The following is a 15,770-nucleotide window of genomic DNA, read 5'->3' as shown; positions in this document are numbered from 1 at the left end:
GAGATGCAAAGGTTACATCGGTTATCTTTTTGTTCACTGTGATCGCTTTTCCGGCATAATTGCCAGACGCCACCCCCCATGCGAGGTCAGATATTTCGCTGCGAGCGCTTTGATCTCCTCAGGCGTAACCTTGGTGTAATCCGTCATCATGCTGTTCAGATTGGACAGACGATTAGGGTCGCGTGTGGCCCCTTCCAGCTCGTCCATCCAGAAAGCATGGCCGGTCTGAACGCGCATCAGCAACTGGCGGAAAGGCTCTGTCACGCGGGCCAGTTCATCCGCATCCGGGCCATTCGCAGCCAGATCCTCGGCAATCTTCTGCGCTTCGATAAAGAAGACCGGCACAGCTTCGGGCGGCAATTGTGCCATGGCCAAAATATAGCCACCGCTATCGGTATCGAGCGGCCAGTTGGAACTGACCGATGGCGCATAGCTTGACCCTGTGCCTTCACGCACTGCGTCGAGCAGACGGTTCGAGAAAAGCTGGCTCAACACTTCCAGCTTGCGCGATTCGGGCAGACCGGCCGATCCGCCACCTGTCGGCCAGGCCATGACGGCCGCCGCCTGATCGGCTTCGCCCTGGTGAGTGATAACCAGCGGCTTGTCATTGGACGCCGGGAATGAGGTTGTCCGCTGCTCGGCCGCTGCCGGAATCGGGTCGCGCGGATCGAGAGCCCCGAAGGTACGCGACAATGCTGCCACAGTTTGGTCGGGATCGATATCACCGAACACCATGACTTCTACCGGCCCCTGCTTCAGCAGCGGTTCCCACACTTTGCGAAAGCCTTCCGGCGTAGTCTGATCGATTTGTTCAGGGGTTGGCGTCGCAAAACGCGGGTCTTTGTCATGCAGCAGCCATTCGAGATCACGATTGATGATCCCGGTCGGATTCGCATCGAAGCCATTATATTGCATGCTGATAGCCGCTTTGGCGCGATTGACCGGATTGGGATTCCAGCGCGGCATGGCAAGCTTGGCGGCGAACAGATAAAGCTGATCCGCCACATCCTGCGGGCGGGTCCGGCCTTCCAGAACGAAAGTGCCGTCTTCGATCCGGAAATCGAAACCCAGCTTGCGCCCGGTCGAAATACGGTCAAGCTCCTCTTCGCCCAGATCGCCCAGGCCCGATCCTACCAGCGCCATTTCGCCAAGCGGAATATAGGGCGCATCCTTGGCCGTAAAAGCGCGATATCCGCTACCAAAACGCACCCGCACAGTCACACGCCCCGGCTCATTGGTGGTACGCCAGACCATGCCGGTGACCCCGTTGGGGAATTTAACCCCTTCAATATTGAAAACGCCCATCGGTGCGCGGATTTCCGGCTGTTGCGGCGTCCCGATGGGCGGCAGATCAGCAAAGGAAATCGTCTGCGCAGCAATCCGCGAATCCCCGGAAGCTTCGACCTTCTCCTTCATGGCAGATCGCAGATCTTCCGCTGTTGCTTCCTGCGCCTTGGGTGTCAGCATCAATGCGCGTGTCACAGTGCCGCTAAACAGGCGTTTGGTGCTTTCGAACACAGCTTCAGGTGTCAAGCGATCCTGCATGCCAGTGAAAACCTGCTGCACTACTTCAGGCGCTGCCACGGCTTCACGGATATCAACTGCATTGACGATCGTATCGGCAAGTTGAGCGCCCGCCTGCAAATCGCGCTGCTCGACCTGATTGGCAAACACGACGCGATATTCATCCACTTCGCGCTGGATTTCTTCTTTGGTCGGCGGTTCGGCAAGCGCATCGGCGATCACTGAGCGGACATCATCCAAAGCGGCTTTCCAGTCATCGCCCAACGGCGTCACCGTTACAAAAGTGGCATCGGCACTGCGGCTGACATCCTGCTGCTCGACACCGGCAAACAGATAACTGCCGCCGGCGCGCGCTCTGGCTTCCAGCCGCCGATTGATAATTGCCTGAGCGATAGCATCGATCAGAAGGCCGCGATTATATTCGATATTGTCATTGACCTGTTCCCAGGGCCGCAAAATCGCATAGGTAATACCGCGAGGCAGACTGGGTTCGACCAGAATGTCTGTCTTGCCGACCGGATTGGGGTCTTTCCCGTCCGCAGGTGCTTTGGGCGTACCGAAATCGGGCTGAGGCTGAGGCTTACCCTTGCCTTTCCAGTCAGCGAAGCGATCTTCGATCAGCTTGGCGAGCAATTTCGGGTCGGCATCGCCAACCGCCACAATCACCGTATTTTCCGGCCGGTACCAGCGATCATGGAACGCTCTCACCTTTTGCGGGGTCGCCGCTTTCAAGGTTTTCACCGTGCCGATGGGGGAACGGTCGGACAAAGGCTGGCCATCGAACAGGACGGAGCGTGTCGCTTCGGCCACGCGCATATTGGGCCCGGCATTCTCACGCCTTTCAGCCAGAACGATCGGAAGGTCGGCATTGAGATTGGCCTGACTGAGAGCCGGCTCGCGGATCATACCGGACAGCAATTTCATGCTTTCGGCCAGATGATCGGGCGTCGCATTGGGCAGATCGAGCTTGTAGACTGTCTGCGTCGGCGTGGTTTCCGCATTGGTATCGCTGCCGAAAGTCGCACCCAGCCGCTGCCAGGTGGGAATGGCAGCACCCGATTCGAGATATTTCGATTGCCGAAATGTGAGATGCTCGATCAGATGCGCATAACCGCGCTCATCGGCTTTTTCGTAAAGAGAGCCCGCATCGATCCGGATACGGATAGAAACCTGCCCCGGCGGAACGCCATTGCGCCGCACCGCATAGCGCAAACCATTAGGCATTTCCCCGAAGAGCCATTCCTTGTCGACCGGAATGTCCGTCTTGCGATAAATCCACGGATCATCGGGCTTGAGATAGCGCGGCTGTGGCGCTGTCGGGACGCTTTGTTTCGCTGCCGATGCAGCGGCAGCATCCTGCGCCTGCACCGCTGTCGGAGAAGAAAGAAGCAGGCCGAGCGTAGCAACGGAAGCAAGATTACGGGCTATACGCGAGAAAATCGTCATGCACCCGGTCATAGGGGCTGTGATCATGAAGCAATAGTGAATAAATTACGTGGGCGACGAGAAAATCTAGCCGCAGCAATGCTTGTCGCGATGGCAGCAACTTCCTACATCCGGCCTATGTTTATAGAGACCGAAACCACGCCCAACCCTGCAACACTGAAATTCCTGCCCGGTCAGGCAGTGATGCCGGCAGGCACACGCGACTTCGCATCGCCGGAAGAAGCCGAAGCCTCGCCACTGGCGGCGACCTTGTTCGATACGGGTGAAGTTACCGGCGTCTTTTTCGGCGGGGACTTCGTTTCGGTCACAGCCGCACCGGGTGTCGACTGGTCGGCTCTTAAACCGCAGGTCGTGGCCATCCTGCTGGATCATTTCGTCAGTCAGGCTCCGCTCTTTACCGGTGGCGATGCTTCGGGCTTCGCGGTTCCGGCAGAAGATGAAGGCGATGTCGAGGATGATCCCGCCGATGCCGATGTGGTGGCACAGATCAAGGATCTGATCGAAACCCGCGTGCGCCCGGCCGTGGCAGGCGATGGCGGCGATATCCGTTATCGCGGCTTCCGGGACGGTGTCGTTTATCTTATCATGCAGGGCGCCTGCGCGGGCTGCCCCAGCTCCACGGCAACGCTCAAACATGGTATTGAAAGCCTGCTGAAACATTACGTGCCGGAAGTCAGCGAAGTCCGCGCCGCCTGACAGGAGCCATCCCGTGTCCACGCCTCTTTCCGACGCAGCTCTCGATCAGCTCTTTCGCGAAGCACGTACCTATAACGGATATCTCGACCGTCCGGTGAACGAAGAGCAGCTTCATCAGCTGTGGGATTTGCTAAAAATGGGGCCGACATCGGCCAACCAGCTTCCTGCCCGGATCATCTGGTGCACATCGCCGGAAGCGAGGGAAAGGCTGGCCGCGCATGTTTCGGCCAGCAATAAACCCAAGCTGCACAGCGCCCCGGTTTGTGCAATCGTTGCCATGGATATCGACTTCCACGAGCAATTGCCCTGGCTCTTTCCGCATGCCGATGCAAAAAGCTGGTTCGCCAATGACGAAGAACTGCGCAAGCTTTCCGCATTACGAAATTCCACTTTGCAGGGCGCTTATTTAATTCTTGCCGCACGGGCTCTGGGTCTCGATTGCGGCCCCATGTCCGGTTTTGACAATGAAGCGGTAGATAAAGACTTTCTTGCCGACCATCCGCGATGGAAATCCAATTTTCTCTGCACGATCGGCTATGGCGACAGGAGCAGCATCTTTCAGCGCAGCCCGCGCCCCGATTTCGATACCTTCAACAGCATTCTTTAAACAATCGGGCAGCATAGACAGATGTGCGGCTGCCTCCTTTCATCATTTGCGAAGAAGCAGTCAAGAAACAGGCCTTTATTGCCTGCCTTCTTGACGCCACGGCAGTCTGTTGGCACGCGCATCTTTCGGGATGCATCAGCCACTCGCTTTATGAAACTTCAGCTTAAAACAGGACGGAAATCTTGCGAATACTCGCAATAGACAGCGCCAGCGAAGCCTGTTCCGCTGCCTTGTTTGACGGCGGCAAGGTGGTGGACGGCTTTTTCGAAATACTCGGCCGTGGCCATGCCGAAAGACTTGTACCGATGATTGGCGAGTTGCCCGACAGAGGGCGCGCGGATCGCATTCTCGTCTCGCTCGGCCCCGGCAGTTTTACCGGCGTTCGGATAGGGCTGGCCGCAGCCCGCGCACTCGGCCTTGCCTGGCAAGTGCCGGTGGCGGGCTATCCAACACTGGCTTTGATCGCCGCCATGGCCCGCACCGAAGCGGGCGTCGACAAACCGGTCAGCGTTGCTGTGACCGGCGGCCATGGCGAATGGTTCGTGCAGGATTTTGCCAGGGATGGACTGCCGGAAAGCGAACTGGTTTCGCTTGGCCCGGAAGAAGCCGCACAGGCAGCCCGCCATGCTTATGTCGCCGGATCTCAGGCAGATGCGCTCGTATCCCTGCGCGGTAATGGCAAGGCTTTGCCACTGCGGCCCGATGCGCGTTGCGCGTTACTTTTGCCCCGGAGCTTGCTGAGCGACCGCCTGTCCCCTCTTTACGGGCGTGGACCGGATGCCAAATTGCCGCAAAAAACCAACAGGAAAGGCGCGGCTTGAGAGATCACATCGATCAAATCATGGACGTGATGGAAGTCGCTTTCGACCCGGCTTTCGGCGAAGCGTGGACTCGCCGGCAGGTTTCGGATTCGCTGCTTATGCCAAATACATATTACTGGATCGCCGGCCCCGACGGCCGGGAACCGGGAGACAGCGATCCGATAACCGGTTTTGCCATGAGCCGATGCGCGGTGGATGAAGAAGAATTGCTGTTACTTGCCGTTCATCCTGACTTTCGTCGCTGCGGAATCGGCAGAGCATTACTCGGCAGATTTATTATAAACTGCCGCGAACGTGGTATAAATCGTGTTTTTCTTGAAATGCGTGACGGCAACCCTGCGGAAAAATTATACAGAGCCTGCGGCTTCACTCAAATCGGCAGACGTATCAATTACTACAGAAATACATCGGCCGGACCTATCGATGCCCTGACATTCAGCCTTAACTGTATCGATTGATTTGATCTGTAGTTTTACCCGTATTGCATTTACTGAAAGAGTTTGCTTGTAATCAATCTGCAATTGTTCCAATAGGCGCTTCATTCGTGACAGAGCGTAATGCTCCAATAATTCCTTAGAACAATGTCGCAAAAATTGAGGTTTAAATGGATAATTTTGAAACGGATATGTCGGAAACGCTTATTACACTGACGTCCGACATCGTCGCTGCCCATGTCAGCAACAATAATGTTGCGGTTGAGGATGTCCCTTCGCTTATTCAGAATGTATTCGGCGCTCTTTCGGGCCTCGGAACTCAGGAAGTTGAAGAAGAACGCCCCGAACCAGCCGTATCTGTTCGCGCATCGGTGAAGCCCGATCATCTCGTTTGCCTGGAAGATGGCAAGAAAATGAAGATGCTCAAACGCCACCTGATGACCGATCACGGTATGACACCGGAAGAATATCGTGCGCGCTGGGATCTGCCCGCCGACTATCCCATGGTTGCCCCCAACTATGCGGAAAAGCGCCGCGAACTGGCAAAAAAGATCGGCCTTGGCCGCCAGCCCGGCCAGCGCCGCGGACGGAAGAAAAAAACCGCCTGAGTTGTTTGCTTCATTATGTTGAAAAAGTGCCCCGCCGCTCCCATAGTAGCGGGGCATTTTGATTTGCGGGGATAGTTTTGCAGCAAGGTATCGATCTTGAGCAGCTCTGTGCAGAGCGTGGGCTGAGAATTACGGAACAACGGCGTATCATTGCCAAGGTCTTGTCCGAAAGCGATGATCACCCCGATGTGGAGCTGTTGCATCAGCGCGCTTCTGCCGTGGATCCGAAAATCTCGATTGCTACCGTGTACCGCACGGTTCGCCTGTTCGAAGAAGCCGGCATTCTTGACCGCCACGATTTCGGCGACGGCCGCGCCCGCTACGAAGCTGCCCCCGAAGCCCATCACGATCACCTGATTGACGTGGAAACCGGCAAGGTCGTTGAATTCGTCGATCCCGAGCTGGAAGCGTTGCAGCGCCAGATTGCCGAGAAGCTGGGCTATCGCCTGGTCGATCACAGGATGGAGCTGTATGGCGTCCGGCTTGACCGGGAAGACTGATTGCCCTGCATGCCTGCTACCGGTGGTTCGTACCGGGCCTGAAGCATGATGCCCCACTTACGCCTTATCCTTCGGATCGCCCTGATACTGGCGTGGTCCGTTTGCATGATTCCATTGCATCTGATCTGTAGATTACTGGGCAAGCCACGGCTTATCCCACCCTTCTTCCTGCATGTCGTCGGCCATATTGCTGGGTTGCGTGTGCAGGTTAGAGGACAGCCGGAAAAGAATGCGCTCCTGCTCGCCAATCATGTGAGCTGGCTGGATATTCTGGCGCTGGCCGGGGCCGCTCGGAGTGCCTTTGTCGCGCATGATGGCCTTGCAGGGCAGAAGTTGCTTAAATGGCTATGCGAACAGAATGAGACGATTTTCATTGCCCGCCATCACCGTTCCACTCTCACCGAACAAACCGGCGCTATCAGGCAAGCGCTGGGTAAACGGCCGCTAACGATCTTTCCCGAAGGCACAACCAGCGACGGAACAGGCATTCTGCCCTTCAAAAGCGCCTTGCTGGCCGCCATCGATCCGCTCAAAAGCCAGACTACCCGTGTTCAACCGGTTGCCCTGCTCTATGAGGAAGCGACAGATATTGCCTGGGTCGGAGAGGGCGCCACCAATGTCCGCATGGTACTATCCCGCCGCAAATCCGTTCATCTGACGATTCATTTCCTGCCCCCGCTTGAAGGACCTGACTGTGCGGATCGGAAATCCATGGCAGCGGCGGCGCAACGCGCGATTGCACAGAGCCTTACCAGCTGACCGCAACAAATTCGCACATTCTGCTCTCCATTGAAGGCCTAGGAATTTCAGGCCAAATCCCGTAAAGGCGCCCTATGCGACAAAGTGCCCCTCCCAAGACCTATCGGGTCAAGAGCTTCGGTTGCCAGATGAATGTCTATGACGGTGAACGCATGGGCGAATTGCTGGGCGATAAAGGCATGACACCGGCTGCCGAAGGCGAAGATGCCGATCTCATCGTGCTCAACACCTGCCATATTCGCGAAAAAGCCGCCGAAAAGGTCTATTCGGATATTGGCCGTCTGACCAAGAATGGCAAACAACCGATGATCGCCGTGGCCGGCTGTGTAGCGCAGGCTGAGGGCGAGGAGATTATGAAGCGCTCTCCGGCGGTTGGCATGGTTGTCGGTCCGCAGGCATATCACCGCCTGCCCGACATGATCGACAAGGCAGCCAGAGGCGAACGGGCCACCGACACGGATATGCCCGCAGAGACCAAATTCGACGCCTTGCCCCGCCGCCGCAAAGTCGGCCCGAGCGCCTTTCTGACTATTCAGGAAGGCTGCGACAAATTCTGCACCTATTGCGTAGTGCCTTATACACGCGGCGCGGAAATCTCCCGCCCCTTTGCAGATCTGGTGACCGAAGCCGAACGGCTCGTGGCAAGTGGTGCACGCGAGATTACTCTGCTCGGACAGAATGTGAATGCCTGGTCGGGTGAAGATGCCAAAGGCAACAGCACCGGGCTGGAAGGCCTTATCAAAGCGCTCGCCGCGCTGCCCGACCTTCAGCGCATTCGTTATACGACAAGCCATCCGAACGATATGTCCGATGCTCTGATCGCGGCACATGGCGAAGTCGAAAAGCTGATGCCCTATCTGCATTTGCCGGTTCAAAGCGGGTCCGACCGTGTGCTGAAAGCCATGAACCGGAGCCATACGGCAGAAAGCTATCTCAAACTGCTGGAACGCTTCCGCGAAGTTCGCCCCGATATTGCCCTTTCGGGCGATTTCATCGTTGGTTTCCCGGGCGAAAGCGATGCCGAGTTTGAAGACACGCTGAAACTGGTCGACGAAGTGCGTTATGCGCAGGCTTTCAGCTTCAAATATTCTCCGCGCCCCGGCACACCGGCGGCAGGTATGGAAGGCCAGATTGCCCGCGAAGTGATGGATGAGCGCCTGCAGCGCCTGCAGGCCGCCCTTAATCGGGACCAGCTCGCCTTCAACAGAGCCAGCGAAGGCAAAATCTGCGATGTACTGGTAGAGCGCAAGGGCAAACATCCCGGTCAGTGGCTGGGCAAATCGCCCTGGCTGCAATCGGTCTTCTTCGAAGGTGAGGCGCAGATTGGCGATCTGGTGCAGGTAGAACTGGCCGAAGCCGGCCCCAATTCCATTCGCGGACGATTGCTCGAAAAAATCGCGGCCTGATCGGTATCTTATACATCGAAATGGCCACCTACGTTTATTATAAACGCAAGGTGGCCATATGCGAAGATCTCTCCCAGGCCTGTTATCCGCCATTTGCCTGATAATGGGTCCAGGGGCGAAGACTCCTCATCGCTGAGTACAAAGCAAGTCAGCGCAGCGGCGCTTTTCATATTGTACCGGGCGTTAGCTATGCTGGCTCGTTTCCACCCGGGTCAGATGACGCTGCTGATGTGCGACACGGTGTTCGAGCAACCGGTAAAGCCCGACAACGATCAGGCTTGCCACGATAAAAGCCACCAGCGCATAAGCCCAGACGAACAGGGCCATAGCCCAGCCTACGGGGGCCATAAAGACACCATAGACCACGCCAAGCGTGCCCAGAAGCTGGGTCAGCTCGCAAGGCAGGATCAGTTTCCAGCTTGGCCATGGCCGTGTCCACACGCCACCTTTATTGCGCGTGACATAGATCGTCATATGCCCGGCCACGAGCAGTTTAAGGAAGACGAGCGATTGCACCTGCTCGGACGGCAGTTGCAGATATTCGCGCACAAACCAGAACAGTCCGAAGCTGGTGAAAACACCATAGACACCGAGAGTCGTCGCCACCATCAACACCCGCCGCATGTCCCATCGCAACGGTTTGCGGGCTATGGCTGCATTGTCATAGGCAATCGCCATAATCGGTATGTCATTGAGCAATGCCAGTAAGACTACCATGATCGCTGTGACGGGATAAAAGTCGAATGCCAGAATGCTGGCCGTCATAAACAGCAAAATACGGGTGGTTTCAGCGATGCGGAAGATCGCATAAGCTGTCATTCGTTCGAAAATCTGCCGCGCTTCTTCGATCGCCCGATTGATAACCGACAGGCCCGGCGCCGTCAGGACCAGATCGGCGGCCGCAGCCGCTGCATCGGTCGCACCGCTCACTGCGATGCCGACATCGGCCTGTTTCAACGCCGGAGCATCATTCACACCATCGCCGGTCATGCCAACAATATGCCCGGCGCCCTGCAATGTTTTGACGATTTCGAATTTATGCTCGGGGAAAACGCGTGCGAAGCCATCGGCACTTTCGATAGCCGCCAACCGGTCCGGCGGTGCATCTTTGCCGAACACCGAATCCGCCACGACAATGTTGGACCCCATGCCCAGTTGCCCGGCAATATGCCGGCCTATCGCTTCATGATCTCCGGTGACCATCTTGAAGTCGAGCCCCATGGAGCGCGCTTCAGCTATCGTTTCGGCACTGTCTTCACGCGGAGGATCGGAGAGAGAAAGAAGGCCCAGAAACTGCCATGGCTCCTCCCCGCTCTTCCGCGCCACGGCGAGCGTGCGAAATCCTTTATCCGCATGAGCGATCACTTCCCGCTCCATGGCTTCGCGGGCGCCTCCCTGCAAAGCGCACAGATCGGCGACAACCTGCGGTGCGCCCTTTGTCGCCATGACGATATCGCCACTCTGCGACGCCTGAGCTTCGGCACGTTTAATGACCGGATCGAAGGGCTGGAAATGGCCGACTGTCCAGCGGTTCAAACGCGTTTTATCGGCTTTTTCGAGCACAGCCGCATCGATAGCATCAGGCGCATCGCGCCGGCAGGCGAGCGCCGCCATCAGAACGAGCTGGTCTCCGGTAACGCCTTTCGCCAGCCATGGCTCGCCAAGCGACAGGCGATTTTGTGTGAGCGTACCGGTCTTGTCGGTGCAGAGCAGGTCCATGCCTGCCATTTCCTCGATCGCCACAAGCCGGGAGACAATCGCCTTCATCCGCGCCAGACGCTCAGCCCCGACGGCCATGGTCACCGAAAGCACTGCCGGCAAAGCGACGGGGATAGATGCCACCGTCAGAATCAACGCAAATTGCGCCGTTTCCATCAACGGGTCCTGCCGGAAAAGCGCCACCATGGCGATCAGCGTAACCAGCCCGACCGTCAGCAAAATCAGAAAATTACCGATCCGCAAGACAGCGCGCTGGAAATGGGACTGGCTCTTCGCCTCATCCACCAACCGGGCGGTTTTGCCGAAATAGGTATTCATCCCGGTAGCCGTGACCTGCCCGGTCATTTCCCCGAGTTTAACAATAGAACCCGAATAGGCGCTGTCTCCGGGTGCTTTATCGACAGGCAGCGATTCCCCGGTCAGCGCCGACTGGTCGACGCTGAGATAGTCCCCACCCGCCAGCTCCACATCGGCAGGAACGATACTGCCGAGCTTGAGAGCAACGACATCACCGGGCACCAGCAATCGGGCAGCGATGTCCTGCCAGGTCCCGTCACGCAGTACGCGCGCGGAGGGCGCAAGGCGCTGGCGCAGCAATGCAATAGCATTATCCGCTTTATATTCCTGCCAGAAACCCACCCCGGCATTCACCAGCAACATGGTAACAATAACGGCAAAATCTTCCCAATGACCGACAATGGCGCTCAGCAGCGCAGCAACCTCGATCATCCACGGGATCGGCCCCCAGAAGAAGCCGGCCAGCTTTTTCAGCAGACTGGTCTGCTTTTCGGCAAGAACATTCTCACCATATTGCGCAAGAAGGTTCGCAGCGTCGTCACTACTCAGTCCGTGAGGCGATAAGGCTGTCTCCGGTCGATTACCGCCCGGCTGTTTATTGGCGCCCAAATCCTGCGAGATCGCGGTTGTTTCCGACATCGAAACACTCCGGTACCGTTGGTGGGGTCCTATGCATGATACTTTATTGCCGATTGTGCAAATGCGAAATGAACAAACCCGGCAAACGGCTGAAATGAAAAAGAACCCAACTATCCACTGCCAGATGAAAACGCGTGCTTGTCTCCGGCTACAAGGCGCCTATCTTTCGAATCGCATGGCCGCACAGCCATCATTTGCTGAAAGGAGCGCATGGCACGCAAACCCGATCGCGCCGACGCACAAGCCGCGTTGACCCATCCCGAAGACCGCCACAATCATGCAAGGCGGGCCAGAACCGAAGTCGAATTTGACGAACAGGCCGTTCTCGGTGCGTTGTTCGGAGAGTTTGACGCCAATCTTGTTCAGATCGAAAACCGCCTTGGCGTCTATATCGGCGCACGCGGCAACCGTGTGGCAATCGAAGGGCCGGAAGATAATGTCGCACGGGCACGCGACGTGCTCAAATCGATGCATGAAAAACTGCTGACCGGGCAGGCCATGGACGCCGGTGTGATCGAATCCCTCATTGCCATGTCGAATGAACCCACGCTGGAAGGTATCATCACCGGCAAGCCCAATGCGCCTTCGGTGATGATCCGGACGCGCCGCAAAACAATCGTTCCGCGCTCGGCCATGCAGGCGGAATATATGCAGCAATTACAGCGTGAAGATATCATCTTCGCGCTTGGCCCGGCTGGCACCGGCAAGACCTATCTGGCTGTCGCACAGGCTGTCAGCCAGCTTATTACCGGCTCCGTACAACGCCTGATCCTGTCTCGTCCGGCTGTCGAAGCGGGCGAACGGCTCGGCTTTCTGCCCGGAGATATGAAAGAGAAGGTCGATCCTTATCTGCGCCCGCTTTACGATGCGCTCTATGACTGTATGCCGCCCGAACAGGTGGACCGGCGCATTGCGAGCGGCGAAATCGAAATCGCCCCCATCGCTTTCATGCGCGGACGGACCTTGTCCGATGCGTTCGTGATTCTCGACGAAGCGCAGAACACCACGCGTGAGCAAATGAAGATGTTCCTCACGCGTTTCGGGCAAAACAGCCGTATGGTGATTTGCGGAGATCCGAAGCAGGTCGACATACCCGGCGGCGACAGTTTCAGCGGGCTCGCGGATGCCGTCGGACGGCTGGAAGGTGTGGAAGGTATCGGTGTTACCCGCTTTTCGGCGGCCGACGTCGTGCGCCATCCGATCGTCGGACGGATTGTCGAAGCTTATGAAGGCACTTCTGCCTGACACGGCAAAACAGCCAGATTTTGAAGGAAAATTGTGGAACTCGATATCGCCGTGGAAGAACCCTGGCCAGAAGGTGACTGGGAGCATCTTGCTGAAAAGGCACTGGGTGCCTTGCAGCGTTTTGTTCCCGAGCTGAACAATGAGCGCCTTTCCACCAGCCTGCTTTTCACCTCGGATGCGGAAGTCCATGCGCTGAATCGCGAATGGCGGGAACGGGACAAGCCTACCAATGTGCTGTCTTTTCCTATGCTCAAGCGCGAGGAATTGCTTGCACTGGATACGGATGGCCCTCCTGAAATGCTCGGCGACATTGCTCTCGCTTTTGAAACCTGCGCTCGCGAAGCGGAAGAAAAAAGTGTTTCTCTTCAAGATCATGCGACACATCTGATCGTGCATGGCCTGCTCCATCTGGCCGGGCATGATCACGAAATTTCCGAAGCCGATGCTGAGGCCATGGAAGCGCTCGAAATAAAGACGCTTGCGATTCTGGCCATTGCAGACCCATATGGGGATCGGATTCTTTAAGGGAGAAGGCAAAAGGGCGATGCCCGACAGTTCCAGATTGAGCGACTCCAGTCAGGGAGACGCAGACAGTAGCAGCGGATTGTGGAGCATAATTCGCAAACTGTTCGATGCCGGGGAAAGTGAAACCTCCCTTCGTGCCCAACTCGAAGAAGCTATTGACGAGCATGAAGAGGAAAGCGGCGACGGGCGGCATTCATCGATCAATGGAGACCTCTCCAGCGTCGAAGTCGCCATGGTGCGCAACCTGCTTCATTTCAGCGAACACGATGCCGATGATGTAGCCATTCCCCGCGGTGAAATCATTGCGATTTCTGCTGAGGCAGAATGGGATGAACTGATAGAAGCTTTTTCCGAACACGGCCATTCGCGCCTGCCGGTCTATCGGGACACGCTCGATCAGGTGATCGGCATGATCCATATCAAGGATGTGTTTCCTTTTCTCGCCAATGGTAAGGAAGCCCCGCGCGACTGGACGACATTGATGCGCCAGCCCCTTTTCGTGCCGCAAGCCCGCAGCGCACTGGACGTGCTGGCCGATATGCGGCTACGGCATGTTCATCTGGCGGTCGTTCTGGATGAATATTCAGGCGTAGACGGAATCATCACGATTGAAGATCTGGTCGAGGAAATTGTCGGCGAGATCGAAGATGAGCATGACGAAACGCCGGAGGAACTACTGGTTCCTATCGGTGATGGTATGTGGGATGCCGATGCCCGCGCCGAACTGGACGATGTGGCCGAAAGGCTCGACGATCCGCGAATCGCCGAAATCGAAGAATCGGTCGATACGCTGGGCGGCCTTGCTTTTGTTCTGGCCGAACAGGTTCCCGAAGTGGGCGCTATTCTCACTCATCCGAGTGGCTGGCGCATCGAAGTGACGGATGGTGACGAAACCCATGTCACGCGGCTGCGCCTGCATGAACCGGAACGGGACATAAGGTCGAATTCAGACTAGAAACCTCCGACCGCTTGCCCTAGCGCTACAGACAGGAAAGGCATTTTGTCTTCCTGATGGGAATTTGTTGCTCTCCTCCCTGTGATCATGCATTTTTTTGCAATCAATCCTCGACTTAATTGCAAAAATGTGAACAAAAAAGACTATGCGCCGCCTTCCTCCTCTCCGTGCTCTTGAAGCTTTTGTCCGCATTGTACGGCTTGGATCTGCTCGCGCGGCAGCCAATGAGCTGGGCCTCAGCCCTTCGGCTTTATCCCGCCGGGTTACGAATCTGGAGGATTTTGCCGGCAAGAAATTGTTTTCGCGCTCACAGCAGGCAATGAAGCTCACCGATGAAGGGCGCAGCTTCTACGATGCCGTGGCCCCCCATCTCGAAGCCCTTGCAGTGGCGGTGGAAGGGCAGTCGGAAAATATCCAGCTTTTGCGCCTGCGCCTGGGGGTTTTGCCTTTGTTCGGCACGCAAAGACTGTTCCCTCGCCTCCCTGAATTGCGCAAAAAATATCCCCGCCTTCATATCGACATCGATACAGGGTCCAATCTTAAAGACCGGGTAGGCGAAACGCTCGATGCAGCGATTCTGCTCACCACCAAGCCGGGCCCGCAATTTCACTCCTTCCAGCTCGATCAGAACCGGATTCACGCCATTTGCAGTCGTGAACTCGCCGCTGAAATCGGCGAAAATCCGAGCGAGGAAGCACTGAGTCAGCAGACTTTTCTCATCAATAGCGATGTTCCGCTCAGCTTCGATGCCTGGCGCAAAGCCATCGGCTTTCCCGACTTGCAGCCCAATGCCATCGACCATTACGATTCCGGTCAGCTTATTCTCGAAGCAGCAGCGCAGGGTCTGGGCATAGCGGTAATGCATGACGACCATCTGAAGCGCGCCAATGACCAGCGTCTGGCCAAACTTTACGATATCGAAGTGGAAAGCCCGTACAGTTACTGGTTCATGTGCCGCCGTGCCGATCTGGATCAGCGTGCGGTCCGCATATTCCATGATTGGGTAGTCGAAGCGGGCCTATAACAAAGGGAGCGAATCGGCCTGAGACCCATTCGCTCCCTTTTTGTCATTCGTCCCGCTGACGCTTAGGCTACGGTAGCCTTCACGATCTTGCCCGGGTTTGCCGGCGGCTCACCTTTAGGCAGCGCATCGATATGGTCCATACCGCTTTCGACCTGACCCCAGACGGTATACTGACCGTCAAGGAAATGGGCATCATCGAAGCAGATGAAAAACTGGCTGTTCGCACTGTCGGGAACCTGCGTGCGAGCCATCGAGCACGTGCCGCGCACATGCGGTTCGGAATTGAACTCAGCCTTGAGATCGGGCTTGTCGGAACCGCCCATGCCGGTGCCGGTCGGATCGCCGCCCTGCGCCATGAAGCCGGGAATCACGCGATGGAAAACGACCCCGTCATAAAAGCCATCTTTGGCAAGGCCGGTAATGCGTTCAACATGGCCGGGCGCCAGATCGGGGCGCAATTTGATGACGACATCATTCGTTTCACCATTGCCTGTGTCGATTGTGAAGGTAAGTTTCTCGTCCGCCATGCGGGTATCTCCATATTGCGTTCTGACCGCCGGTATAG

Annotated in this window: 15 protein-coding genes; 12 read left to right on the top strand and 3 right to left on the bottom strand. The window is 56.7% G+C overall.

Annotated features, from left to right (window positions below; all coding sequences use genetic code 11):
• Positions 1 to 33: 33 nt before the first annotated feature.
• A complete protein-coding gene (locus D6851_RS07425) occupies positions 34 to 2,970 on the bottom strand; it encodes a M16 family metallopeptidase (RefSeq protein ID WP_120324441.1) in 2,937 nt (978 codons plus the stop codon).
• A 117-nt stretch (positions 2,971 to 3,087) separates the two neighbouring features.
• Between D6851_RS07425 and D6851_RS07420 the strand changes: the two genes are divergently transcribed.
• The 8 genes from D6851_RS07420 to miaB all read left to right on the top strand — a co-directional run bounded on the left by D6851_RS07420 (position 3,088) and on the right by miaB (position 8,801).
• The gene (locus tag D6851_RS07420) at positions 3,088 to 3,666 is read left to right on the top strand and encodes a NifU family protein (protein WP_120324440.1); all 579 of its coding nucleotides are present in this window, start codon (positions 3,088 to 3,090) and stop codon (positions 3,664 to 3,666) included.
• 13 nt (positions 3,667 to 3,679) lie between these two features.
• The gene (locus tag D6851_RS07415) at positions 3,680 to 4,273 is read left to right on the top strand and encodes a malonic semialdehyde reductase (protein ID WP_120324248.1); all 594 of its coding nucleotides are present in this window, start codon (positions 3,680 to 3,682) and stop codon (positions 4,271 to 4,273) included.
• A gap of 182 nt (positions 4,274 to 4,455) precedes the next feature.
• The gene (gene tsaB, locus D6851_RS07410; protein ID WP_120324247.1) at positions 4,456 to 5,094 is read left to right on the top strand and encodes a tRNA (adenosine(37)-N6)-threonylcarbamoyltransferase complex dimerization subunit type 1 TsaB; all 639 of its coding nucleotides are present in this window, start codon (positions 4,456 to 4,458) and stop codon (positions 5,092 to 5,094) included.
• Positions 5,091 to 5,552 (top strand): GNAT family N-acetyltransferase, encoded by a 462-nt coding sequence (locus tag D6851_RS07405; RefSeq protein ID WP_238473984.1) that lies wholly within the window; start codon positions 5,091 to 5,093, stop codon positions 5,550 to 5,552. Before tsaB ends, D6851_RS07405 begins: the two co-directional genes overlap by 4 nt.
• A gap of 146 nt (positions 5,553 to 5,698) precedes the next feature.
• Positions 5,699 to 6,136: a Ros/MucR family transcriptional regulator gene (locus D6851_RS07400; RefSeq protein ID WP_120324245.1), complete on the top strand. Its 438-nt coding sequence runs from the start codon at positions 5,699 to 5,701 to the stop codon at positions 6,134 to 6,136.
• A 77-nt stretch (positions 6,137 to 6,213) separates the two neighbouring features.
• Positions 6,214 to 6,636, top strand: coding sequence for a Fur family transcriptional regulator (locus D6851_RS07395; protein WP_120324244.1), 423 nt, complete (start codon positions 6,214 to 6,216; stop codon positions 6,634 to 6,636).
• Between the two features lie 105 nt (positions 6,637 to 6,741).
• Positions 6,742 to 7,395, top strand: coding sequence for a lysophospholipid acyltransferase family protein (locus D6851_RS07390; protein WP_183030023.1), 654 nt, complete (start codon positions 6,742 to 6,744; stop codon positions 7,393 to 7,395).
• A 74-nt stretch (positions 7,396 to 7,469) separates the two neighbouring features.
• A complete protein-coding gene (miaB, locus tag D6851_RS07385; protein ID WP_120324242.1) occupies positions 7,470 to 8,801 on the top strand; it encodes a tRNA (N6-isopentenyl adenosine(37)-C2)-methylthiotransferase MiaB in 1,332 nt (443 codons plus the stop codon).
• Between the two features lie 183 nt (positions 8,802 to 8,984).
• Here the strand turns inward: miaB and D6851_RS07380 are convergent, their stop codons facing one another.
• Positions 8,985 to 11,456, bottom strand: coding sequence for a plasma-membrane proton-efflux P-type ATPase (locus D6851_RS07380; protein ID WP_120324241.1), 2,472 nt, complete (start codon positions 11,454 to 11,456; stop codon positions 8,985 to 8,987).
• Between the two features lie 210 nt (positions 11,457 to 11,666).
• On the opposite strand from D6851_RS07380, the gene D6851_RS07375 reads away from it, so the two are divergent.
• The 4 genes from D6851_RS07375 to D6851_RS07360 all read left to right on the top strand — a co-directional run bounded on the left by D6851_RS07375 (position 11,667) and on the right by D6851_RS07360 (position 15,205).
• Positions 11,667 to 12,701, top strand: coding sequence for a PhoH family protein (locus D6851_RS07375; protein ID WP_120324240.1), 1,035 nt, complete (start codon positions 11,667 to 11,669; stop codon positions 12,699 to 12,701).
• A 33-nt stretch (positions 12,702 to 12,734) separates the two neighbouring features.
• Complete coding sequence (gene ybeY / locus D6851_RS07370) at positions 12,735 to 13,226, top strand: rRNA maturation RNase YbeY (protein ID WP_120324239.1); 492 nt, start codon at positions 12,735 to 12,737, stop codon at positions 13,224 to 13,226.
• Positions 13,227 to 13,245: 19 nt separating this feature from the next.
• Entirely contained in the window at positions 13,246 to 14,181 is a 936-nt protein-coding gene (locus D6851_RS07365) for a hemolysin family protein (protein ID WP_120324238.1), read from the top strand.
• 145 nt (positions 14,182 to 14,326) lie between these two features.
• Positions 14,327 to 15,205 (top strand): LysR family transcriptional regulator, encoded by an 879-nt coding sequence (locus D6851_RS07360; RefSeq protein WP_120324237.1) that lies wholly within the window; start codon positions 14,327 to 14,329, stop codon positions 15,203 to 15,205.
• Between the two features lie 62 nt (positions 15,206 to 15,267).
• Here the strand turns inward: D6851_RS07360 and D6851_RS07355 are convergent, their stop codons facing one another.
• Positions 15,268 to 15,732 carry a peptidylprolyl isomerase gene (locus D6851_RS07355; protein ID WP_120324236.1) on the bottom strand — a complete coding sequence of 155 codons (465 nt, stop codon included), beginning with the start codon at positions 15,730 to 15,732 and terminating at the stop codon, positions 15,268 to 15,270.
• Positions 15,733 to 15,770: the final 38 nt, after the last annotated feature.

The sequence above is a fragment of the Altericroceibacterium spongiae genome (assembly GCF_003610805.1).
GTDB lineage: Bacteria > Pseudomonadota > Alphaproteobacteria > Sphingomonadales > Sphingomonadaceae > Altericroceibacterium > Altericroceibacterium spongiae.
The sequence above is the reverse complement of the archived record's forward strand: the minus strand, read 5'-3'. Positions and strand labels throughout refer to the sequence as shown.